General features: G+C 69.6%; 22 protein-coding genes. 11 read left to right on the forward strand and 11 right to left on the reverse strand.

Annotated features, from left to right (window positions below; translation table 11 throughout):
• A partial coding sequence (locus tag AC1D01_RS02835) for a nitrilase-related carbon-nitrogen hydrolase (protein WP_477864577.1) occupies nucleotides 1-486 on the reverse strand: 486 nt, incomplete at its 3' end.
• A 147-nt stretch (nucleotides 487-633) separates the two neighbouring features.
• Here AC1D01_RS02835 and glnE point away from each other — a divergent pair.
• Genes glnE through AC1D01_RS02850 form a run of 3 tightly spaced genes read left to right on the forward strand, consistent with a single transcriptional unit; the run spans nucleotide 634 to nucleotide 4959 of the window.
• Nucleotides 634-3441 carry a bifunctional [glutamate--ammonia ligase]-adenylyl-L-tyrosine phosphorylase/[glutamate--ammonia-ligase] adenylyltransferase gene (gene glnE / locus AC1D01_RS02840; RefSeq protein ID WP_477864578.1) on the forward strand — a complete coding sequence of 936 codons (2808 nt, stop codon included), beginning with the start codon at nucleotides 634-636 and terminating at the stop codon, nucleotides 3439-3441.
• 20 nt (nucleotides 3442-3461) lie between these two features.
• Entirely contained in the window at nucleotides 3462-4064 is a 603-nt protein-coding gene (gene rrtA, locus AC1D01_RS02845) for a rhombosortase (protein WP_477864579.1), read from the forward strand.
• The gene (locus AC1D01_RS02850) at nucleotides 4057-4959 is read left to right on the forward strand and encodes a DMT family transporter (protein WP_477864580.1); all 903 of its coding nucleotides are present in this window, start codon (nucleotides 4057-4059) and stop codon (nucleotides 4957-4959) included. The genes rrtA and AC1D01_RS02850 overlap by 8 nt, the downstream gene beginning before the upstream one ends.
• Before the next feature lie 8 nt (nucleotides 4960-4967).
• Here AC1D01_RS02850 and rfaE2 read toward each other — a convergent pair whose 3' ends face one another.
• From rfaE2 to AC1D01_RS02865, 3 genes are all read right to left on the reverse strand, one after another.
• Nucleotides 4968-5468 (reverse strand): D-glycero-beta-D-manno-heptose 1-phosphate adenylyltransferase, encoded by a 501-nt coding sequence (gene rfaE2 / locus AC1D01_RS02855; protein WP_477864581.1) that lies wholly within the window; start codon nucleotides 5466-5468, stop codon nucleotides 4968-4970.
• Entirely contained in the window at nucleotides 5468-6337 is an 870-nt protein-coding gene (locus tag AC1D01_RS02860) for a ferritin family protein (RefSeq protein ID WP_477864582.1), read from the reverse strand. Before AC1D01_RS02860 ends, rfaE2 begins: the two co-directional genes overlap by 1 nt.
• 77 nt (nucleotides 6338-6414) lie before the next feature.
• Complete coding sequence (locus tag AC1D01_RS02865) at nucleotides 6415-7347, reverse strand: MerR family transcriptional regulator (protein ID WP_477864583.1); 933 nt, start codon at nucleotides 7345-7347, stop codon at nucleotides 6415-6417.
• A 128-nt stretch (nucleotides 7348-7475) separates the two neighbouring features.
• Between AC1D01_RS02865 and AC1D01_RS02870 the strand changes: the two genes are divergently transcribed.
• Nucleotides 7476-8066 (forward strand): glutathione peroxidase, encoded by a 591-nt coding sequence (locus AC1D01_RS02870; protein WP_477864584.1) that lies wholly within the window; start codon nucleotides 7476-7478, stop codon nucleotides 8064-8066.
• A 343-nt stretch (nucleotides 8067-8409) separates the two neighbouring features.
• Here the strand turns inward: AC1D01_RS02870 and corA are convergent, their stop codons facing one another.
• A complete protein-coding gene (gene corA, locus AC1D01_RS02875) occupies nucleotides 8410-9369 on the reverse strand; it encodes a magnesium/cobalt transporter CorA (RefSeq protein WP_073462410.1) in 960 nt (319 codons plus the stop codon).
• Between the two features lie 260 nt (nucleotides 9370-9629).
• Between corA and hpf the strand changes: the two genes are divergently transcribed.
• The 3 genes from hpf to hprK all read left to right on the forward strand — a co-directional run bounded on the left by hpf (nucleotide 9630) and on the right by hprK (nucleotide 11738).
• Nucleotides 9630-9968 carry a ribosome hibernation-promoting factor, HPF/YfiA family gene (gene hpf / locus AC1D01_RS02880; RefSeq protein WP_047501829.1) on the forward strand — a complete coding sequence of 113 codons (339 nt, stop codon included), beginning with the start codon at nucleotides 9630-9632 and terminating at the stop codon, nucleotides 9966-9968.
• A gap of 311 nt (nucleotides 9969-10279) precedes the next feature.
• Nucleotides 10280-10750 carry a PTS sugar transporter subunit IIA gene (locus AC1D01_RS02885; protein ID WP_047501831.1) on the forward strand — a complete coding sequence of 157 codons (471 nt, stop codon included), beginning with the start codon at nucleotides 10280-10282 and terminating at the stop codon, nucleotides 10748-10750.
• A gap of 31 nt (nucleotides 10751-10781) precedes the next feature.
• The gene (hprK, locus tag AC1D01_RS02890; protein WP_477864585.1) at nucleotides 10782-11738 is read left to right on the forward strand and encodes an HPr(Ser) kinase/phosphatase; all 957 of its coding nucleotides are present in this window, start codon (nucleotides 10782-10784) and stop codon (nucleotides 11736-11738) included.
• 489 nt (nucleotides 11739-12227) lie between these two features.
• Here the strand turns inward: hprK and fur are convergent, their stop codons facing one another.
• Nucleotides 12228-12653: a ferric iron uptake transcriptional regulator gene (fur, locus tag AC1D01_RS02895; RefSeq protein WP_477864586.1), complete on the reverse strand. Its 426-nt coding sequence runs from the start codon at nucleotides 12651-12653 to the stop codon at nucleotides 12228-12230.
• A 107-nt stretch (nucleotides 12654-12760) separates the two neighbouring features.
• On the opposite strand from fur, the gene AC1D01_RS02900 reads away from it, so the two are divergent.
• From AC1D01_RS02900 to AC1D01_RS02915, 4 genes are read left to right on the forward strand one after another with little or no spacing between them, the layout of a single operon-like run.
• A complete protein-coding gene (locus AC1D01_RS02900; protein ID WP_477864587.1) occupies nucleotides 12761-13300 on the forward strand; it encodes an outer membrane protein assembly factor BamE in 540 nt (179 codons plus the stop codon).
• Nucleotides 13297-14106: a 4-hydroxy-tetrahydrodipicolinate reductase gene (gene dapB, locus AC1D01_RS02905; RefSeq protein WP_477864588.1), complete on the forward strand. Its 810-nt coding sequence runs from the start codon at nucleotides 13297-13299 to the stop codon at nucleotides 14104-14106. The genes AC1D01_RS02900 and dapB overlap by 4 nt, the downstream gene beginning before the upstream one ends.
• A gap of 7 nt (nucleotides 14107-14113) precedes the next feature.
• Nucleotides 14114-14797: a MotA/TolQ/ExbB proton channel family protein gene (locus tag AC1D01_RS02910; protein ID WP_477864589.1), complete on the forward strand. Its 684-nt coding sequence runs from the start codon at nucleotides 14114-14116 to the stop codon at nucleotides 14795-14797.
• A 14-nt stretch (nucleotides 14798-14811) separates the two neighbouring features.
• Entirely contained in the window at nucleotides 14812-15228 is a 417-nt protein-coding gene (locus AC1D01_RS02915) for an ExbD/TolR family protein (RefSeq protein ID WP_477864590.1), read from the forward strand.
• 32 nt (nucleotides 15229-15260) lie between these two features.
• Here AC1D01_RS02915 and thiE read toward each other — a convergent pair whose 3' ends face one another.
• The 5 genes from thiE to thiC form a co-directional block, all read right to left on the reverse strand.
• Nucleotides 15261-16685 carry a thiamine phosphate synthase gene (gene thiE / locus AC1D01_RS02920; RefSeq protein WP_477864591.1) on the reverse strand — a complete coding sequence of 475 codons (1425 nt, stop codon included), beginning with the start codon at nucleotides 16683-16685 and terminating at the stop codon, nucleotides 15261-15263.
• A gap of 13 nt (nucleotides 16686-16698) precedes the next feature.
• Nucleotides 16699-17484 carry a thiazole synthase gene (locus tag AC1D01_RS02925; RefSeq protein ID WP_477864592.1) on the reverse strand — a complete coding sequence of 262 codons (786 nt, stop codon included), beginning with the start codon at nucleotides 17482-17484 and terminating at the stop codon, nucleotides 16699-16701.
• A gap of 1 nt (nucleotide 17485) precedes the next feature.
• Nucleotides 17486-17689, reverse strand: a complete 204-nt coding sequence (gene thiS / locus AC1D01_RS02930) for a sulfur carrier protein ThiS (RefSeq protein WP_477864593.1) — start codon at nucleotides 17687-17689, stop codon at nucleotides 17486-17488.
• On the reverse strand, nucleotides 17689-18741 hold the full coding sequence (locus AC1D01_RS02935) for an FAD-dependent oxidoreductase (RefSeq protein WP_477864594.1): 1053 nt from the start codon (nucleotides 18739-18741) through the stop codon (nucleotides 17689-17691). The genes thiS and AC1D01_RS02935 overlap by 1 nt, the downstream gene beginning before the upstream one ends.
• Before the next feature lie 12 nt (nucleotides 18742-18753).
• Nucleotides 18754-19905, reverse strand: a 1152-nt coding sequence (gene thiC / locus AC1D01_RS02940; RefSeq protein ID WP_477864595.1) for a phosphomethylpyrimidine synthase ThiC, incomplete at its 5' end; no start/stop codon positions are given.

Below are 19905 nucleotides of genomic sequence, written 5' to 3' on the forward strand. Positions count from 1 at the left end.
GTACAGCTCGGGGAAGCGCAGGTCGTAGCAGATGCTCAGGCCCACGCGCAGCCCGTCGGCGTCGAAGGTCACCGGCTCGCTGCCGGCCTGCAGCACGCGGCCCTCGTCGAAGTTCTCGCGGCCGTTGTCGTAGCGGAACAGGTGCATCTTGTCGTAGCGCGCCGCGAGCGTGCCGTCGGGGGCGAACACGCAGCTCGCGTTGAGCGCGAGCTCGGGGCTGCCGGTCCGCAGCGGAAGCGTGCCGCCGATGATCCAGATCCCGTGGCTGCGCGCCGCCTCGGACAGCATCGCCTGGATCGGCCCGTCGCCCGGCGCCTCGGCCAGCGCGAGCTTGTCGCGGTCGCTGTGGCCCATCAGGCAGAAGTACTCCGGCAGCCCGACCAGCCGGGCACCGGCCGCGGCCGCCTGCGCGATGAGCCGGCGGGCATGGTCCAGGTTCTCGTCGACGCGCGGCGTCGAGACCGTTTGAAGTGCGGCGATCAGCATCGGGGTTTCCCTGAAGAATGTGGCCTTCCTCACGCCGTGAAGGCCGGAACGCCACAGCTTACGTCGGACTCCGGGCCTGCGCCCGTCACAGGAATAGCAGCTGGGGCAGAATCCGACCGCCTTCCTTGACACGGGCAGCAACGTCTCATGGCTCTCGAGTCTTCCACCCTCGGCGCGCCGGCCTCCCATGCCGCGACGGCCGCACCCGCGACGCCCGGCCCGGCACTCGCCGAGCACAGCCGCTTCGTGCAGCGGATCCGCCGCCGCTTTGGCGCCGAGCTGTCGCTGCTGGCGCCCGGCCTGCCGACCCGCGAGCCGATCGAGGCGCTGATCGACGCGCTGCTGGCCACCGAGCGCACGCTGCCGAGCGCGCTGCGCGTCGCCCGCCACCTGGTGCTGGAACGCCTGGCCGTGCTCGACATCGAGCAGGGCGCGGCGATGGAGGACATCACCCGAGCGATGACCGAGCTGGCCGAGACCACGCTCGACCGCGCGATCGCGCAGGCGCAGCACGAGCAGGACCAGCGCTACGGCGCGCCGCTGAACGCCGACGGCCGGCGCATCGACTTCTGGGTCGTCGGCATGGGCAAGCTGGGGGCGCGCGAGCTGAACGTCTCGTCCGACATCGACCTGGTCTACGTCTATGAAGAAGACGGCGAGACCACCGGGCCGCAGCAGGTCACCGCGCACGAATACTTCTCGCAGCTCGCGCGCGGCCTGTACGCGCTGATCGGCGACACCACCGACGACGGTTTCGTGTTCCGCGTCGACCTCGCGCTGCGGCCGAACGGCAACTCCGGCCCGCCGGTCGTCAGCCTCGCGATGCTCGAGGAGTACTTCCTGGTGCAGGGCCGCGAGTGGGAGCGCTTCGCGTGGCTGAAGAGCCGCGTCGTCGCACCGCGCGAGAGCGTGCGCAACGGCCGCGCGCTCGCGCTGCGCTCCACCGTGACCAGCTTCGTCTACCGCCGCTACCTCGACTACGGCGTGTTCGAGGGGCTGCGCCAGTTGCACCGCAAGGTGCGCGACGAGGCGCAGCGCCGCGCCGCCGGCCGGCCGGAGCGCGCGAACGACGTGAAGCTGTCGCGTGGTGGCATCCGCGAGATCGAGTTCATCGTGCAGCTGCTGCTGGTGGTGCGCGGCGGGCAGTTCCCCGAGATCCGTACCCGCTCGACGCTGAAGGCGCTGGCCAAGCTGACCGCCGGCGGCCTGATGAAGCCGGCCAGCGCCGACCGGCTGGCCGAGGCCTACACCTTCCTGCGCCGCATCGAGCACCGCATCCAGTTCCTCGACGACCAGCAGACGCACCTGCTGCCGACCGCCGACGAAGACCTGAACTGGATCGCGCGCAGCATGGGCCTGCACTGCGGCAAGGTCTCGTGCGAGCTGCTCGAGCTGCTGGGCGCGGCGCGCGAGATGGTCGCGCTCGAGTTCGACGCGCTGCTGCACGAAGGCCAGGCGCCCGGCGCCTGCCCGCCCGGCAAGAAGGCCGGCAGCTGCAAGACCTGCGGCCCGCCGCCGCAGCCGGTCGACAGCGAGGAATTCATCGAGAAGCTGCCACCGGAGATCGCCAGCCGCGTGCGCAGCTGGTGCGGCCAGCCGAAGATCCGCGCGCTGCGCGATGACAGCAAGGTGCGGCTGGCGCGCCTGATCACGCGCACGGTCGAGGCCGTCGGCGACCGGCGCTGCACGATGGACGCCGCGGCGCGCTTCGTCGACTGGGTCGAGCCGCTGCTGCGCCGCGAGAGCTACCTCGCGCTGCTGGTCGAGCGGCCCGAGGTGCACAACCGGCTGCTGCGCCTGCTCGGCCTGGCGCGCTGGCCGATGCGCTACCTGATGCAGCACCCGGGCGTGATCGACGAGCTGGCCGACGAGCGCCTGCTGCACGGCCGCTTCGACGCCACCGAGTTCATCGCCGACCTGGAGGCCCGCCACGAGGCCTGGGAGCGCTCCGGCCAGGCCGACGAAGAATCGCTGCTCGACACGCTGCGCCGCGCCCACCATGCCGAGGTGTTCCGCACGCTGGTGCGCGACGTCGAAGGCCACATCACGGTGGAGCAGGTGGCCGACGACCTGTCGGCGCTGGCCGATGCCACGCTGCAGTGCGCGCTGAACTGGGCCTGGGGCCACCTGAAGCTGCGGCATCGGCCGGCGCCGCGCTTCGCGGTGATCGCCTACGGCAAGCTGGGCGGCAAGGAGCTCGGCTACGGCAGCGACCTCGACGTGGTGTTCCTCTACGACGACAGCGACGAGCCCGATACCGACCGCGCCGCCGAGGTCTATGCCGCCTTCGTGCGCAAGCTGATCACCTGGCTCACGCTGCGCACCGCGGCCGGCGAGCTGTTCGACATCGACACCGCGCTGCGGCCGAACGGCAGCTCGGGCCTGCTCGTCACCTCGCTCGCCTCGTTCGAGAACTACCAGCGCGGCCGCGGCAGCAACACCGCGTGGACCTGGGAGCACCAGGCCGTGACGCGGGCGCGCTTCTGCGCCGGCGACGCCGAACTGGCGCCGCGCTTCGAGGCGGTGCGCCGCGCGGTGCTGTGCGCGCCGCGCGACCCCGCCGCGCTGCGCACCGAGGTGCAGGCGATGCGCGAGAAGGTGCGCAGCGCCCATCCGGTGCGCGGCGCGTTGTTCGATGTCAAGCACAGCGCGGGCGGCATGATGGACGCCGAGTTCGCGGTGCAGACGCTGGTGCTGGCGCATGGTGCGGCGCATCCCGAGCTGCTCGACAACGTCGGCAACATCGCGCTGCTGCAGCGCGCCGAGGTCTGCGGGCTGCTGCCAGCCGGCGTCGGCAGCGCGGCGGCCGATGCCTACCGCGAGCTGCGCCGTGCGCAGCACCGGGCGCGGCTCGACGAGCAGCCGACCCAGTTCGACCCGGCGCCGCTGGCTGCGTACCGCGATGCGGTGCTCGCGCTGTGCGCCGCCGTGTTCCCCGCGTCGGCCGGCGCTTGATCACCCAAGGTCCCCGCGCATTGCGACAGCCCGGGCGGGCGTGGGGGTTGCTGTCGGCCTCGATCTTCCTCGCGACGCTCGCGGCCCAGGCGGTGCCGAAGGCGGTGCTCGACTGGCAGCCCGGGCTCGCCGCCACCGAACCGTGGCGCTGGTGGACGGCGCTGTTCGTGCACTTCAGCCTGCTGCACCTCGGCGCCAACCTGCTCGGCCTGGTGCTGGTCGCGGCGCTCGGCCTGTCGGCGCGCGTGCCGTGGCCGATGAGCGCGGCCTGGTTCGCGGCCTGGCCATTGACTCACCTCGCGCTGCTGCTGCAGCCGGCGCTGCGCCACTACGGCGGGCTGTCGGGCGTGCTGCATGCGGCGGTGGCGATCGTCGCGGTGCACCTGCTGACGGCACTGCGCGTGCCGCGCCCTCACCGCTGGATCGGCGGCGCGGTCCTCGCGGGCCTGTGCGCGAAGGTGTTCAGCGAGTCGCCGTGGCTCGGGCCGGTGCAGCACACGGCCGGCTGGGACATCGGCGTCGCCCCCATTGCGCATGCCTGCGGGCTGGTCGTCGGCGTCGCCTGCGCGCTGGCCGCCGCGGGCCTGCAGCGCCGTCCTGCCGGAACCGGATTCGATGACTGAACGAAAGAGCGCGCTCGATACGCTGGCCGTCACCTCGCTGATCGGGCTGTGCTTCCTGTGGGGGCTGAACCAGGTCGCCGCGAAGGCCGCGCTGCCGGAGGTGCCGCCGCTGCAGCAGGCGGCGCTGCGCTCGGCGGGCGGCGCGCTGCTGGTGTTCCTGTGGTCGCGCTGGCGCGGCATCCGGCTGTTCGAACGCGACGGCACGCTGGCCGGCGGCCTGCTTGCCGGCGCGCTGTTCGCCGCCGAGTTCGTCTGCATCTTCCTCGGGCTGCAGTTCACCAGCGCGTCGCGCATGGTGGTGTTCATCTACCTGTCGCCGTTCGTCGTCGCGCTCGGCATGCCGTTCATCGCGAAATCGGAGCGGCTGTCGGGCGTGCAGGTGGGGGGGCTGGTGGCCGCGTTCGCCGGCGTCGCGTGGGCCTTCGCCGAGGGCTTCTCGCAGCCGGCCGTCGGCGCGCAGCAGTGGATCGGCGACGCGCTCGGTGTGACGGCCGGCGTGCTGTGGGGCGCGACCACGCTGGCGATCCGCGGCACCCGGCTGTCGGGCGCCTCGGCCGAGAAGACGCTGCTGTACCAGCTCGGCGTGTCGGGCGTGCTGCTGACGCTGGTCGCGCTCGCCGGCGGGCAGCCGCTGCCGCACGCGTTGTCGCCGCTCGCCTGGGGCTCGCTCGCGTTCCAGGTGGTGGTCGTCACGTCGGCCAGCTACCTGATGTGGTTCTGGCTGGTGCGCCACTACCCCGCGACGCGGCTGGCCGCGTTCACGCTGCTGACGCCGGTGTTCGGGCTGCTGCTCGGGCTGTGGCTGCTCGGCGAGCCGATCACCGCGCGACTGGTGGTGGCGCTGGCCGGTGTCGCGATCGGGATCGCGGTGGTGAACCGGCCCGCGAAGGCCTGATCAGGCGTTCAGGCGCGGATGCGCTTCACGAGCGCCGTCGTCGAGTAGCCGTCGACGAACGGAATCGCCAGCGCCTGGCCGCCCCAGCTGCGCACGAGCCGCGTCTCTTCGAGTGTCTCCATGTCGTAGTCGCCACCCTTCACGTACAGGTCGGCCCGCACCTCGCCGAGCAGCGCCACCGGCGTCTTCTCATCGAACAGGGTCACCAGGCTGACGCTCTCCAGCGCGGCGAGCACGCAGGCGCGGTCGGTCTCGGCGTTCAGCGGCCGGTCGGGGCCCTTGCCGAGCAGGCGCGCCGACGCATCGCTGTTCAGCCCGATCACCAGGCTGCCGCCCAGTTTGCGCGCCTGCGCGAGGTAGCTGACGTGGCCGCGGTGCAGGATGTCGAACACGCCGTTCGTGAACACCAGCGGGCGCGGCAGCGCGGCCAGCCGTGCCGCGAGCTGCTCGCGCGGGCACAGCTTGTCGAGAAAGGACGCCACCCGGTCGCGCTGCAGGCCGTGGCCCATCACGCCGGCTGGGTCCCCGGCCCGCCCTTGGCGGCGGCGGTCAGCGCGGCGGTCATTTCCTTGCGGAAGCGGTTCAGCTCCTGCACGCTCGCGAAGCTGCGTTCCATCAGCAGGCTCATGTTGTGCAGGATGCGCTCGACGACCTTGGTCTCCCAGACCGCGTCGAACTGGATCTGGCGGTCCAGCCACTGCTCCAGCCACTCGGGGTTGGGCAGGCGGCTCTGGATGGTGTCGCGCGGGAACAGCTTGACGTTCACGTGCAGGTTGGTCGGGTGCAGCGCCTGCGCGGTGCGGCGGGCGCTGGCCATCAGCACGCCGACCTTCGCAAACGCGGCACGCGCCTCGTCGCCGAACTTCTGCATCGCGCGCTTCATGTAGCGCAGGTAGGCGCCGCCGTGGCGGGCCTCGTCGCGCGCGAGCGTCTCGTAGATGGCCTTGATCACCGGCTCGCTGTGCCATTCGGCGGCGCGGCGGTACCAGTGGTTCAGGCGGATCTCGCCGCAGAAGTGCAGCATCAGCGTCTCGAGCGCCGGTGCCGGGTCGAACTCGAAGCGCACCGCATGCAGCTCGTCTTCGCTCGGCACCAGGTCGGGCCGGAAGCGTCGCAGGTACTCCATCAACACCAGCGAGTGCTTCTGCTCCTCGAAGAACCAGACGCTCATGAAGGCGGAGAAATCGCTGTCATCGCGGTTGTCGCGCAGGAACATCTCGGTGGCCGGCAGCGCCGCCCACTCGGTGATCGCGTTCATCTTGATGGTCTGGGCTTGCTCTTCGCTGAGCTGGCTGCCATCGAACTGATCCCAGGGAATGTCGGTGTCCATGTTCCAGCGGACAGCCTCGAGTTGCTTGAACAGTTCGGGGTAAAGCATGGTAGGGCCTGTGGAAGTCCGGCGGCATTCTAGACGGGCCATCGTGACAGTCAGTCACATGACAGACGACATGAAGGTTATCGCGGCGCTGGTTCGCGCCAGCGCCTCAGTGCCCCCTGCAGGTCGCCGAGCGTCGCCAGCGCGGTGATGCCGGCCGGCGTGCGCCGGTGCAGCACCGGTGCCGCACCACCCACCCAGACCTCGACTTCCGGCGCGAGCTTCGTCCGCAGCTCGGCCAGGCTGTCGGTGACCTGCTGCGGGTTGGTGGCGCCGCTGAAGGCCAGCACGACGATGTCGGACCGGAACGCCCTGGCCGCCAGCACCGTGTCCCACAGCGGCGTCTGCAGCCCGAGCGAGGTGCAGTGCGCGCCGTCCACACCCAGCAGCACCTCGGCCAGCAGCAGGCCCAGCCCGTGCGGCTCGCCCGGGAAGGTGGTCAGCAGCACGTTCGGGCGTGCCTCGGCCGGCGGCGGCGGCAGCAGGTACAGCGCCTGGCGCATCACGCCGTGCAGCACCTCGGTGCAGGCGTGCTCCTGGTAAATCTCCAGCTGCCCGCGCATCCAGGCGTCGCCGACCAGCGTATTGAGGGGCACCACCACTTCCACCACGAAGCGGGCCAGGCCCAGGCTCAGCTGGGCCTGCGTCAGCAGGCGTCGCAACGCGGCCAGGTCATGGGCACGAACGAGTTCGAGGTACTGGAGCAAGGCCGGTGCGACCGGCTCGACGGGCCGGGCCGCGGCGGCGCGGCGCACCGGTTCGGGGCTGCTCTCGCTGAGCCGGCGCAACTCGTCGATCGGCATCCCGACGACCCGGCCCGGCCGGTGCCCGCCATCCATCAGCCGGCGCACGATGCGCAGCTTCTCGACCTGGTCGAGCGGATACGAGCGCTCGCCGAGCGCATCGCGCTGCGGCAGCGGAAAGCCGTAGCGGCGCTCCCAGACCCGCAAGGTGTCCTTGCTGAGCCCGGTGTCGCGTTCGACGGCGGCGATCGACAGCGTGGGGCCTTTCATCGTGGCGCGCCCGGGTTGACAAGCGGCCCGGGCAGTTCAACATTGTCCAGGGCAAACCCGGACAATGACGACAAAATTGAGCGATTCGTTGACATCGACACCCATCCTGACTTGAACGAGCCCACCTCATGAGCCACTTCCACCACTTCCGACTCCCCCGCGCCCTGGCCTGGGCCGTGCTCGCCGGCGCGCTGCTGGCACCCGTGGCCGCTTCGGCGGCCCCGGCCTGCCCGGCCTTGCTGGACCGGCAAGCGCTGCGCCTGCAGGACGAGAAGCCGCAGAACCTGTGCCAGTACGCCGGCCAGGTCGTCGTGATCGTCAACACCGCGAGCTTCTGCGGCTTCACGCCTCAATACAAGGGCCTGGAGGCGCTGTACCAGCGCTACCGCGACCGCGGGCTGGTCGTGCTGGGATTCCCCTCCAATGATTTCGGCGCGCAGGAGCCGGGCTCAAGCAAGGACATCGCCGACTTCTGCGAAAACACCTTCGGCGTGAAATTTCCGATGTTCACGAAGACCCGCGTGGCCGAGTCTGGCGGCGCGCCGGTCGATCCGCTGTACGTGGAACTGCGCAGGCGGACCGGCGCGGTGCCGAAGTGGAACTTCCACAAGTACGTGGTCTCGCGCGACGGCAACGCGGTGCAGAGCTTCGCCAGCACGGTCGAGCCGGACGACGCGGCCTTCGTGCGCGAGATCGAACGCCAGCTCGGCGCGAAGTGATGGGCCCGGCACGCCGCCTCGATGTCACCGCCACCGGCCACGCCCGGTGGCGGGTCACATCGGGACATGTTTTTTTTCGATGAATGACGGAACTCACGCGGACACTGGGCGTCTCATCCCTCCAGAGACGCGCCGGGGCGAATGCCTGCAGCACGTCTCTGGATCCGGTTCTTGCGTTGCACAGCCGGCCTGCTCCGCAGGCTGAAATCCCGAGGCGGTTCTCCTCCTCCCTCCTCCCTCCCTCCTTCGCCGCGGGGCGCTGTGCAGCGGTTTTTATTCCCGGCCAGGGCCCGCGGCCCTGGCCGCGCTGGTCGACGGTCTCAGCCGACAGGCGAGTCCACCCTCAGAGCCAGCCCTTGCGCCTGAAGTACCAGAAGGGGGCGATGACGCTGAGCGCCATCAGCACCAGCGCGTACGGGTAGCCGAGCGACCAGTCCAGCTCCGGCATCGCCTTGAAGTTCATCCCGTAGATGCTCGCGATCAGCGTCGGCGGCAGCAGCGCGACGCTCGCCACCGAGAACAGCTTGATGATCTTGTTCTGGTTGATGTTGATGAAGCCGACCGTCGCGTCCATCAGGAAGTTGATCTTGTCGAACAGGAACGCGGTGTGGCTGTCCAGCGAATCGATGTCGCGCAGGATCTGGCGCGACTCCTCGAACTGCTCGGCGTTCAGCATGCGGCTGCGCATCATGAAGCTCACCGCGCGCCGCGTGTCCATCACGTTGCGGCGGATGCGGCCGTTCAGGTCTTCCTCGCGTGCGATCGCGGCCAGCACCAGCGCGGCGTCGCTGTCGGTGATCTCCTTCTTCAGCACGCGCGCGCCGACCGCCTCCAGGCTGTCGTAGATGCCCTCGAGCGCATCGGCGCTGTACTCGGCATCGGCGTCGTAGAGCTTCAGCAGCACGTCCTTCGCGTCCTCGATCAGGGCCGGGATGCGGCGCGCCCGCAGGCGCAGCAACCGGAACACCGGCAGGTCTTCGCCGTGGATCGAGAACAGCACCTTGTTGTGCAGGATGAAGGCGACCCGCACGTTGCGCGGGGTCTCGTCGTCATCGATCAGGAAGTCGGAGCGGATGTGCAGCTCGCCGTTGTCTTCTTCGTAGAAGCGGGCCGATTCCTCCAGGTCGTCGTCGACCACGTCCTCGGGGATGGTGACGCCGAAATGCTCGGCGATCCAGCTCTTTTCCTCGGGGGTGGGCGCTTCGAGATCGACCCACACCGGCGTCACGTGGGCCAGCGTGTCGGCGCTCGCGATCTCTTCCTGAAACAGCCGGCCGTTGACCAGCGTGAACACATTCAGCATGCAAGGGCTCCGGCAGTCGTTCAGGTCAACGGCGGATTATCACATCGCTGAAAACGTCGACCTTCTCACGCCTGCCGCGCCGCGTCCAGCGGGAGCACCCGATACCAGGGTTTTGCGGGTGTCTTTAGCTTGTCACACCCCCCGGGCAGGTGCACACTGTTTTCAACGACCTCCCGGTCCACCCTCTCCTCACGCATCGCCCCATGCCGTTCACGGCGACCCCCTCCCGGCTTCCCCCCACCCCTGCGAAAGGAGATCTCATGAATTTGACGATCAGCGGACACCACCTCGAGGTGACGCCAGCACTCCGTGAGTACGTTCTCACCAAGCTGGATCGGATCACGCGCCATTTTGACCAGGTGGTGGATATCAACGTACTGCTATCCGTCGAGAAGCTGAAGGAGAAGGAACGCAGGCAAAAGGCTGAAGTCACGCTGCATGTGAAGGGAAAGGACATCTTCGTCGAGAACTGCCACGAAGACCTCTACGCTGCCATCGACCAGTTGATGGACAAGCTGGACCGGCAGGTCTGCCGCCACAAGGACAAGCTGCAGGACCACCACCATGTGGCTGCCAAGCGGATCGATGCGACCTTGTGAATCCGCCACCCGCGGTGCGATCCGCGGATGCGACCGTCGAGCGGCCTGCGGGCCGCTTTTTCTTTCGGCCGGCGCAGATTCCGGTTGGGTTTCGGCAAGGTTTCGCCCGCACTTGGTGCGTCGACCCCCTCGAACCGGGCCCTTACGTTGCTGCAATGCAGCGTCGCGTGCAGAATTTGGCCTTCGGCGGGGCCGTCCGACCTTGCGCCGTCAACCCGGTTTCTATAATTTCCCGTTAAGACTGACACGGCATACCGCTGTGGCACATCGCCGAATGAATGCCTCCATCCGAGGCCAGAAGTGACCCGCCGATGAATCGACTCGCCGCCATTCTCCCCGTGACCAACGTCCTGATCGACGTGGAGGCCACCAGCAAGAAGCGTGCGTTCGAGCATGCGGGCCTGCTGTTCGAAAACCAGCACGCCATTGCGCGTGCCACGGTCACCGACAACCTGTTCGCCCGCGAGCGCCTGGGTTCCACCGGCTTGGGCCATGGGGTCGCGATCCCGCACGGCCGCATCAAGGGCCTGAAGAATCCGCTGGCCGCCGTCGTGCGCGTGCAGCAGCCGATTCCGTTCGACGCGCCCGATGACGAGCCGGTCAGCCTGCTGATCTTCCTGCTGGTGCCCGAGGCGGCCACGCAGCGCCATCTCGAGATCCTCTCCGAGATCGCCGAGATGCTCAGCGAGCGCGAGTTGCGCGAGCGCCTGAAGAGCGAGGCCCCGGCTGCGCGCGTGCACGAGCTGATCTCCAATTGGGAACCGCTGAAGTCGGTGGCATGACCCCGTCTGCGGGCTGCGACGGGGCCGGCGCGTGAAACCGTCGGTCATCAGTGCGGAGGCGCTGTTCGAGGAGCACCGTCCGGCGCTGCGCTGGGAATGGATCGCCGGCCACGCCCACCCGGAGCGCCGCTTCGACGAGGCGGCGGTGCGCAACGCGCAATCGGCGGCCGACCTGGTCGGCTACCTGAACTACATCCACCCGTACCGCGTGCAGATCGTCGGCCGCCGCGAGGTCGCCTACCTGCAGGATGCATCGCCCGAGGACCAGGAGCGCCGCATCCAGCGCATCGTGACGCTGGAGCCGCCGGTGGTGATCGTTGCCGACAAGCAGGTGCCGCCGAACCGGCTGGTGGCGCTGTGCGACCGCGCCGACATCCCGCTGTTCGTCACCGACGAATCGGCAGGCCATGTGATCGACGTGGTGCGCGGCTACCTGAGCCAGCTGTTTGCCGAGCGCACGACGCGGCACGGCGTGTTCATGGACATCCTGGGTGTCGGCGTGCTGCTGACGGGTGAATCGGGCCTGGGCAAGAGCGAGCTGGGCCTGGAGCTGATCTCGCGCGGGCACGGGTTGGTGGCCGACGATGCGGTCGACCTGTTCCGCATTTCGCAGACGGCGCTGGAAGGGCGGTGTCCGGAGCTGCTGATGAACCTGCTGGAGGTGCGTGGCATCGGCCTGTTGGACATCAAGGCGATCTTCGGCGAGACCGCGGTGCGCCGGAAGATGCGGCTGAAGCTGATCGTGCACCTGGTGCGCAAGGAGACGCTGGACCGCGACTTCGAGCGCCTGCCCTATGAGCCGCTGAACGAGGACATCCTCAACGTGCCGGTGCGCAAGGTGGTGATTGCGGTGGATGCGGGGCGCAACCTGGCGGTGCTGGTCGAGGCGGCGGTGCGCAACACGATCCTGCAGTTGCGTGGCATCGATACGTATCGCGAGTTCATCGAGAGGCATCAGCGGGCGATGCAGAACCCAGAACTTGAGTGAGATCGCCCTGCCCGGGCGGGGGGGCCGGGTCTCGCCCCGGCGGGCGAGTCACTTTCATTTGTCTTGCCAAATGAAAGTAACCAAAGCAAAGGCGCTTCAATACAACACCATACGGTTCGTTCTGYCCCGCTGCGGACAACACKGCCACTTCGGCTGGRGCTCCACGTTCATTGGGATTGTTGGCCGTTCTTCTCCACCCAGCTCGCTGCGCATCGCCGGGATGACGCAGTGGCTGCGGCGACCGCCGGTGCAAGACGATGCGACGCGAAGCGAGCGAGTCGGGGGGAGCGGGAGAGCAACAATCCCAATGAACGTGGATGTGCAGCCGAAGYGGCCGTGTTGTCCGCAGCCAGACTGAACGAACCGTATGGTTTTCAAAGCCCTTTGCTTTGGTTACTTTCATTTGGGCTCAAATGAAAGTGACTCGCCCGCCGGGGCGAGACCCGGCAGCAGCCTCACGCAGTGAACACCCCCCCGGGCAGGAAAGATCTACTTCTTGTTCTCGCAGTGCTTCTTGGTGCAAACCGCGTACAGGGCCAGCGCATGGTCCTGCAACTCGAACCCCCGCGTGTGCGCGATGTTCTTCTGCCGCTTCTCGATCTCGGCGTCGTAGAACTCCTCGACCTTGCCGCAGTCCAGGCACACCAGGTGGTCGTGGTGCTTGCCCTCGTTGAGCTCGAACACCGCCTTGCCCGACTCGAAATGGTTGCGCGACAGGATGCCGGCCTGCTCGAACTGCATCAGCACGCGGTACACCGTCGCCAACCCGATGTCGGCCCCTTCGAGCAGCAGGGCCTTGTAGACATCCTCGGCGGTCATGTGCCGCTGCGTGGTGTTCTGGAACACATCGAGGATCTTGATGCGCGGCAGCGTGGCCTTCAGGCCGCTGCTCTTGAGTTCGTCGGCATTGGACATGGCAAATCTCGGTGGCGCTGCAAGGGCAGGGCGGCCGGAGCCACCCGCTAGAATCGCCGAATCATATCGAGGTTGATGCCCGCTTCCCGGCGCGCACGCACATCACCATGCGTTCTTTCCCGTTCCTGGCGCTGGCCGCCGCTGGCGCCGCGCTGTCTGCAGGCTCGCTCACCGGCTGCAGCTCCCTGCAATCCTCCGACAACTTCCTGGGCGTCATCACCCCCTACCGCGTCGAGGTCGTGCAGGGCAACGTGCTGACCAAGGAGCAGGTGGCGCTGGTGAAGCCGGGCCTGACCCGCGCCCAGGTGCGCGACGTGCTCGGCTCGCCGCTGCTGACCGACACCTTCCACGCGAACCGCTGGGACTACGTCTTCACGATCAAGCGCCAGGGCGCCGAGCCGCAACAGCGCAGCGTCGTCGTGCTGTTCGACGGCGACAAGATGGCCAGCATCAACGCGCCCGAACTGCCAGGCGAACGCGAGTTCGTGCAATCGATCGACACCTTCAAGACCTCGCGCAACGCACCGCCGCTCGCGCTCACCGACGAGCAGCTGAAGGCGCTGCCGGTGCCGCCGAAGCCGCCCGAGCCCGCCGCATCGGCACCCGAGGGCCCGATCCGCAGCTACCCGCCGCTCGAGCGTTCATGAGCGCCAGTCCCTTGCGCATTGCCGTTGCAGGCGCGAGCGGCCGCATGGGCCGCATGCTGATCGAGGCCGTCACGGCGGCCGACGACGTCGTGCTGGCCGGTGCGCTCGATCGCGCCGGCACCCCGGCCCTCGGCCACGACGCCACCGCCTGGCTCGGCCGCACCAGCGGCGTCACCATCACCGACGACCTGCGCGCCGGCCTCGCGAACGCCCAGCTGCTGATCGACTTCACCCGCCCCGAAGGCACGCTCGCCCACCTGGCGGTGTGCCGCGAGCTGGGCGTCAAGGCGGTGATCGGCACCACCGGTTTCAGTGACGACCAGAAGGCCGCGATCGCCGACCACGCCAAGCACCTCGCGATCATGATGTCGCCGAACATGAGCGTCGGCGTCAACGTCGCGTTCAAGCTGCTCGACCTGGCCGCCCGCGCGCTGAACGAGGGCTACGACATCGAGGTCATCGAGGCCCACCACCGCCACAAGGTCGATGCACCGAGCGGCACCGCGCTGGCGATGGGCGAGGTGGTGGCCAAGGCGCTGGGCCGCAACCTGAAGGATTGCGCGGTCTACGGCCGCGAAGGCGTCACCGGCGAGCGCGATCCGTCGACGATCGGCTTCGCGACGGTGCGCGGCGGCGACATCGTCGGCGACCACACCGTGCTGTTCGCCGGCACCGGCGAGCGCATCGAGATCACGCACAAGAGCTCCAGCCGCGTCACCTACGCGCAGGGCAGCCTGCGGGCGGCCCGCTTCCTCGCGTCGCGATCGAGCGGGCTGTTCTCGATGAACGACGTGCTGGGCCTCTGAACACCGCATGACGAGCATCGAACACTTCTGGCTGCAGGGCGACCTGATCACGCGCAGCGTCGCGGCGCTGCTGTTGCTGATGTCGGTCAGCGCCTGGGTGCTGATCTTCTGGAAGGGCTGGCTGCTGCGCCGCGCGCGGCTCGACATCGCCCGCGCGGTGCCGGCGTTCTGGGCCGCGCCCACGCTCGATGGCGGCCGCGAGCAGCTGGCCGCATTCGACCGCGAAGCCGTGCTGCGCCCGCTGCTCGATGCCGCGATCGCCACGCCGCCGGCCGGCACGCTCGAAGGCCTCGGCCGGCTCGAATCGCAGCTCACGCGCCGCCTGCGCGACGCACTGCACGCGGTGCTCGCGCAGCTGCAGTTCGGCCAGGTGCTGCTCGCATCGATCGGCAGCACCGCGCCGTTCATCGGGCTGTTCGGCACGGTCTGGGGCATCTACCACGCGTTGCTGAGCATCTCGGCGGGCGGCTCGATCACGATCGAGAAGGTGTCGGGCCCGGTCGGCGAGGCGCTGGTGATGACGGCCGCGGGCCTGGCGGTCGCGATCCCCGCGGTGCTGGCCTACAACGTGTTCGGCAAGCGCGTCGGCGCGTGCGAGGCCGAGCTCGAAGGCTTCGCGCACGACCTGCGCGAGATGATGATCGACCACAGCCGCGACGCTGTTGTGGCCGTTGCAGCCGCGCAGGCCTGAGCGGAGGACAGGCCATGGCCTTCGGTCGCCTCGAACGCACGGCCGGGCCGACACCGATGAGCGACATCAACATGACGCCGCTGATCGACGTGATGCTGGTGCTGCTGGTGATCTTCATGATCACCGCACCGCTGATGAGCAGCAGCCTCAAGCTCGACCTGCCGCGCGCCGAGGCCGCGACGCCGAACGAGGCGCCGGATTTCATCGCGGTCGCGATCGACGCGCAGGGCCAGTTGTTCGTCGGCGACAAGCCGGTCGATGCCGTCGCCTTCGCCGACCAGGTGGCCCAGGCGGCGCAGAAGAACCCTGCGACCGAGGTGCAGCTGCGCGCCGACCGCACGGTGCCGTATGGCCGTGTCGCCGAGCTGATCGGCGCCGTGCAGAAGGCCGGGCTGAACCGCATCGGCTTCGTCGCGGAACCGAAGCCGTAGCCCGGATGCCAATCCGGGGATGGTTCGTCACATCACGGCCGCACCCGGATTGGCATCCGGGCTACGAATGACGCGGCCACCGCTTGCGGATCTGCCGCCTGCGTCAGCGCACTGACCACCGCGATCGAATCGACGCCGGTGGCCGCCACCTGCGGCGCGCGTTCCAGGCTGATGCCGCCGATCGCGACCACCGGATGTTCCGGCTTCAGCCACGACACCCACTGTGCCAGCCGCTCCACCCCCACCGGCTCGTAGGCCATCGCCTTCAGTGTCGTCGGGTAGACCGGCCCGATCGCGATGTACGACGGCCGCAGCGCTTGCGCGCGGCACATCTCCAACGGCGTGTGCGAGCTGACGCCCAGGCGCAGCCCCCCTGCCTGGATCGCACCGAGATCGGCCGTGGCGATGTCCTCCTGGCCGAGGTGCAGGCCGTAGGCGCCCAGGTCGAGCGCCTCGCGCCAGTGGTCGTTGATGAAGAGCTGCGCGCCCGGCACCTCGCGCGCCGCACGCACCGCCGCGCGCAACTGCGCCGCCAGCTCGGCGGGCGGCAGGCTGCCGGCCTTCAGGCGCAGCTGCAGCGTGCGCACCCCCATCGCGAGCGCGCGCTCGACCCAGTCGGCATCGGGCAGCACCGCGTAGAAGCCGAGCGGGCCGCTCAACGGCGCGAAGGCCGCGGCCGGCGCGGCTGCGTCATCGGCCCAGCGGAAGTCGGGCAGGTGGGTGCTGTCGGGCCGTGCCGCCGCGTTCGTGTTCGGGCGGCCCGGGCCGACCTCGATCGCCTGCGCGAGACCGGCCGTCACACGCAGTTTGGCGATGCAGGCGGCATCGAACACGCTCCAGCCCTGCGCGAGCGAGCCGGCCAGCGCGGCCGAGAACACGCAGCCGCTGCCATGCGCGGAGCCGGCCAGCCGCGGTGTCGACAGCGATGCGTGCCGCGTGCCGGCGATCACCTCGTCGATGCTTCGGTCACCGTCTGCGTGCCCGCCTTTCAACACCACGGCTGCCGGGCCGTCGAGCAGGCCGAGCCGCTGCGCTTCGGGCAGGTTCGGCGTGATCACGTCGACCTCGCGCGCGAGTGCACGCAGCGCGTCGAGCCAGGCGCGTTCGTCCGCATCGTGGCTGCTGCGGCCGTTCGACGCGCCGAGCACCGGATCGAGCACGACGGGGCAGCGTCGCGCCGCGACGAACTCGTGCACCTCGCGCAGCACCTCCAGCGAGCCCAGCATGCCGAGCTTGACGGCCCCCGGCTCGCCATCGCGCAGCAGCGCCTGCAACGCGTCGCGCACCAGCGTGGCCGGGGCCGGTTGCAAGGCGCTCAGGCCGCGGCTGTCCTGCACCGTCAAGGCCGTCACGACACTGCTGCCGGCCAGGCCCATCGCCTGCCAGGTCGCGAGGTCGGCGGTGATGCCGGCGCCATGCACCGGGTCGTGCCCGGCGATCGTCAACAAGGGTCGCATGGTGAGATCTCCATCAAGCCTGGTGCCAGAACGGCATGCCGAGCGTCGGTGTCGAGGCCTGCGCCGTCTGCCGCTCGCCCATCGGCGTGGCCTCGAACGCGAGCCGCCCGGCGTCGACCGCCTGCGCGAACGCGCGCGCCATGCGCACCGGGTCGCCGGCCTGCGCGACCGCGGTGTTCAGCAGCACCGCATCGAAGCCCATCTCCATCACCTGCGCCGCATGCGACGGCCGGCCGAGCCCGGCATCGACGATCAGCACCGCATCGGGCAGCCGCGCGCGCAGCGTCTGCAGCGCATACGGGTTCTGCGGCCCCCGCCCGGTGCCGATCGGCGCGGCCCACGGCATCACCGCAGCACAGCCGGCCGCGTGCAGGCGCTGCGCGAGCACCAGGTCGTCGGTGGTGTAGGCGAGCACCWGGAAGCCATCGCGCACCAGCACGCGCGCCGCCTCCAGCGTGCCGAACGGGTCGGGCTGCAGCGTGTAGTCGTCGCCGATCACCTCGAGCTTGATCCACGGCGTGTCGAACAGCTCGCGCGCCATCTGCGCGAGCGTGATCGCCTCCTGCGCGTCGTGGCAGCCGGCGGTGTTCGGCAGCACGTGGCAGCCGAGCGCGCGCACGCGCTGCCAGAACGCGTTGCCGCCGCCGTGCTCCGGCTGCAGGCGGCGCAGGCCGACGGTCAGCACCTGCGTGCCGCTCGCCTGCACCGCCTCGGCCAGCACCTGCGGCGACGGGTAGTGCGCGGTGCCGAGCAGCAGGCGGCTGGCGAGCGGGGTGCCGGCGAGGGTCCATGACGTCATCTCAGCCTCCTGTGACCGGTGCGATCACGTCGATGCGGTCGCCGGCTTGCAGTACGTGCGACGGCCACTCCGCACGCGGCACGAACTGCCGGTTGATCGCGCACGCCATCGCGGCCTGCGGTTCGTAGCCCTGCTGCTGCAGCAGCTCGGCGAGCGTCGCCGCGGGCGTGCGCAGCAGGCGGCCATTCATCGACACCTCGGTCATCACGTCGTCTCCTGAAGCAGTTGGTCCACCAGCGCCGGTGCGCACAGGTAGCCGTGGCGGTACAGCCCGTTGAGCTGCCAGACGCCGTCGTGCCGGCGCAGTTGCGGGCAGTGGTCGTCGAGCGCCGGGCGCAGCGCCGCGTCGATGCGCAGCACCCGCGCCTCGGCGAAGGCCGGGTGCAGGCTGTACAGCGCGCTGCCCAGCTCCAGCACCGAGCGCAGGCTGGGCGGGCCGGCGTCTTCCGATTCGAGTTCGGTCGCGCCGACGACGAAGCGCTGCTTCGGCCGCGGTGCCACATAGAGCTGGTAGCGCGGGTGCATCAGCCGCACCGGCCGCTGCAGCGCGATGCCTTCGCATTCGACGCTGAGGATCTCGCCGCGCACGCCGCGCAGCCCCGGCCAGTCGGCGCGTGCGCCGAGGCCGCGCGTGTCGATCACCAGCGGCGCGCGGAACTCGCCCTGCGCGGTGCGCAGCCCGTCGGCGTGCAGCTGATGCACCGGCTCGTCCTGATGCCAGTGCACGCGAAAGCGGTCCAGCGCGCGCGCCAGCGCGACCAGCAGTTCGTCGTTGGCGATCTGCCCCTCGCCGGCCAGCAGCAGGCCGCGGTCGAAGCGGCCGGCGAGTGCCGGCTCGTGCGACGCGATGCCGGCCGCGTCGAGCACGTGGATCGCGTGCTGCTCCGCGGGGGCCAGCTTGTGCCGCAGCACCCGCTCGAAGTGGTCGAGGCTGCCGCCATCCGCGGCATGCGCCAGCACCAGCGTGCCGGCGCGGCGGAAGTACACCGGGCGCCCGCTGTCGGCCTGCAGCGCGAGCAGCCAGTCGGGCCACAGCGCCATCGCCTGCTGCGCGAGCGCATGCACCTGCGCATCAGCAACTGCCAGCTCGGCCAGCGGCGATAGCATCGCCGCGGCCACCGCACTGGCCGAGCGCGTGTCGTCGCGCCGCGCCGCATCGAACAGCCGCACCTGCCGCCCGGCGCGCGCATAGCGCCACGCGCACAGCCGGCCGGCCAGCCCCGCGCCGGCGATCAGCACATCGCTGTCGTGGGCCATCTCAGTCGCCTTTCAGAGGTAGAGCTCGCCGCCGTGCGCGCGGAACTCCTCGGCCTTGCCGTCCAGCGCCTGCCGGATCTCGATCACCGGCTTCGCCGCCGCATCGCGCTGCGCGAAGGCCCGCACCTCCTGGCTGATCTTCATCGAGCAGAACTTCGGGCCGCACATCGAGCAGAAGTGCGCGACCTTCGCGTTCTCCTTCGGCAGCGTCTCGTCGTGGTACGCCATCGCGGTGTCGGGGTCGATCGCCAGGCGGAACTGGTCCTCCCAGCGGAACTCGAAGCGCGCCTTCGAGACCGCGTTGTCCCACATCTGCGCACCGGCAAAACCCTTCGCCAGGTCGGCCGCGTGCGCGGCGATCTTGTAGGCGATCAGGCCCTGCTTCACGTCGTCGCGGTTCGGCAGGCCCAGGTGCTCCTTCGGCGTCACGTAGCACAGCATCGCGGTGCCGTACCAGCCGATGTTGGCCGCGCCCATCGCCGACGCGATGTGGTCGTAGCCGGGCGAGATGTCGGTGATCAGGGGCCCAAGCGTGTAGAACGGCGCCTCGGCGCAGGCGGCCAGCTGCTTGTCGACGTTCTCCTGCACCAGCTGCAGCGGCACGTGGCCGGGGCCTTCGATCATCACCTGCACGTCGTGCTGCCAGGCCACCTGCGTCAGCTCGCCCAGCGTGGTCAGCTCGGCGAACTGCGCCTCGTCGTTCGCATCGGCGATCGAGCCGGGACGCAGGCCGTCGCCGAGCGAGAAGCAGACGTCGTACGCCTTCATGATCTCGCAGATCTCGCCGAAGCGTTCGTACAGGAAGCTCTCGCGGTGGTGCGACAGGCACCACTTGGCCATGATCGAGCCGCCGCGCGAGACGATGCCGGTCAGCCGGTTCGCGGTGAGCGGCACGTGCGCGAGCCGCACGCCGGCATGGATGGTGAAGTAGTCGACGCCCTGCTCGGCCTGCTCGATCAGCGTGTCGCGGAACAGCTCCCAGGTGAGCTCCTCGGCGCGGCCGTTCACCTTCTCGAGCGCCTGGTAGATCGGCACCGTGCCGATGGGCACCGGCGAGTTGCGCAGGATCCACTCGCGCGTCTCGTGGATGTTCTCGCCGGTCGACAGGTCCATCACGGTATCCGCGCCCCAGCGGATCGCCCACACCAGCTTGTCCACCTCTTC

It is taken from the genome of Rhizobacter sp. P3_B12 (assembly GCF_056402895.1).

Coding starts and splice junctions, on each gene's coding strand:
- thiS (WP_477864593.1), bottom strand. CDS start 17,689: ATGACCGAGGTGTCGATGAATGGCCGCCTGCTGCGCACGCCCGCGGCG.
- AC1D01_RS02860 (WP_477864582.1), bottom strand. CDS start 6,337: ATGCTTTACCCCGAACTGTTCAAGCAACTCGAGGCTGTCCGCTGGAAC.
- fur (WP_477864586.1), bottom strand. CDS start 12,653: ATGTCCAATGCCGACGAACTCAAGAGCAGCGGCCTGAAGGCCACGCTG.
- AC1D01_RS02865 (WP_477864583.1), bottom strand. CDS start 7,347: ATGAAAGGCCCCACGCTGTCGATCGCCGCCGTCGAACGCGACACCGGG.
- rfaE2 (WP_477864581.1), bottom strand. CDS start 5,468: ATGGGCCACGGCCTGCAGCGCGACCGGGTGGCGTCCTTTCTCGACAAG.
- AC1D01_RS02870 (WP_477864584.1), top strand. CDS start 7,476: ATGAGCCACTTCCACCACTTCCGACTCCCCCGCGCCCTGGCCTGGGCC.
- AC1D01_RS02900 (WP_477864587.1), top strand. CDS start 12,761: ATGCGTTCTTTCCCGTTCCTGGCGCTGGCCGCCGCTGGCGCCGCGCTG.
- AC1D01_RS02910 (WP_477864589.1), top strand. CDS start 14,114: ATGACGAGCATCGAACACTTCTGGCTGCAGGGCGACCTGATCACGCGC.
- AC1D01_RS02915 (WP_477864590.1), top strand. CDS start 14,812: ATGGCCTTCGGTCGCCTCGAACGCACGGCCGGGCCGACACCGATGAGC.
- corA (WP_073462410.1), bottom strand. CDS start 9,369: ATGCTGAATGTGTTCACGCTGGTCAACGGCCGGCTGTTTCAGGAAGAG.
- AC1D01_RS02850 (WP_477864580.1), top strand. CDS start 4,057: ATGACTGAACGAAAGAGCGCGCTCGATACGCTGGCCGTCACCTCGCTG.
- AC1D01_RS02885 (WP_047501831.1), top strand. CDS start 10,280: ATGAATCGACTCGCCGCCATTCTCCCCGTGACCAACGTCCTGATCGAC.
- AC1D01_RS02935 (WP_477864594.1), bottom strand. CDS start 18,741: ATGGCCCACGACAGCGATGTGCTGATCGCCGGCGCGGGGCTGGCCGGC.
- thiE (WP_477864591.1), bottom strand. CDS start 16,685: ATGCGACCCTTGTTGACGATCGCCGGGCACGACCCGGTGCATGGCGCC.
- glnE (WP_477864578.1), top strand. CDS start 634: ATGGCTCTCGAGTCTTCCACCCTCGGCGCGCCGGCCTCCCATGCCGCG.
- dapB (WP_477864588.1), top strand. CDS start 13,297: ATGAGCGCCAGTCCCTTGCGCATTGCCGTTGCAGGCGCGAGCGGCCGC.
- hpf (WP_047501829.1), top strand. CDS start 9,630: ATGAATTTGACGATCAGCGGACACCACCTCGAGGTGACGCCAGCACTC.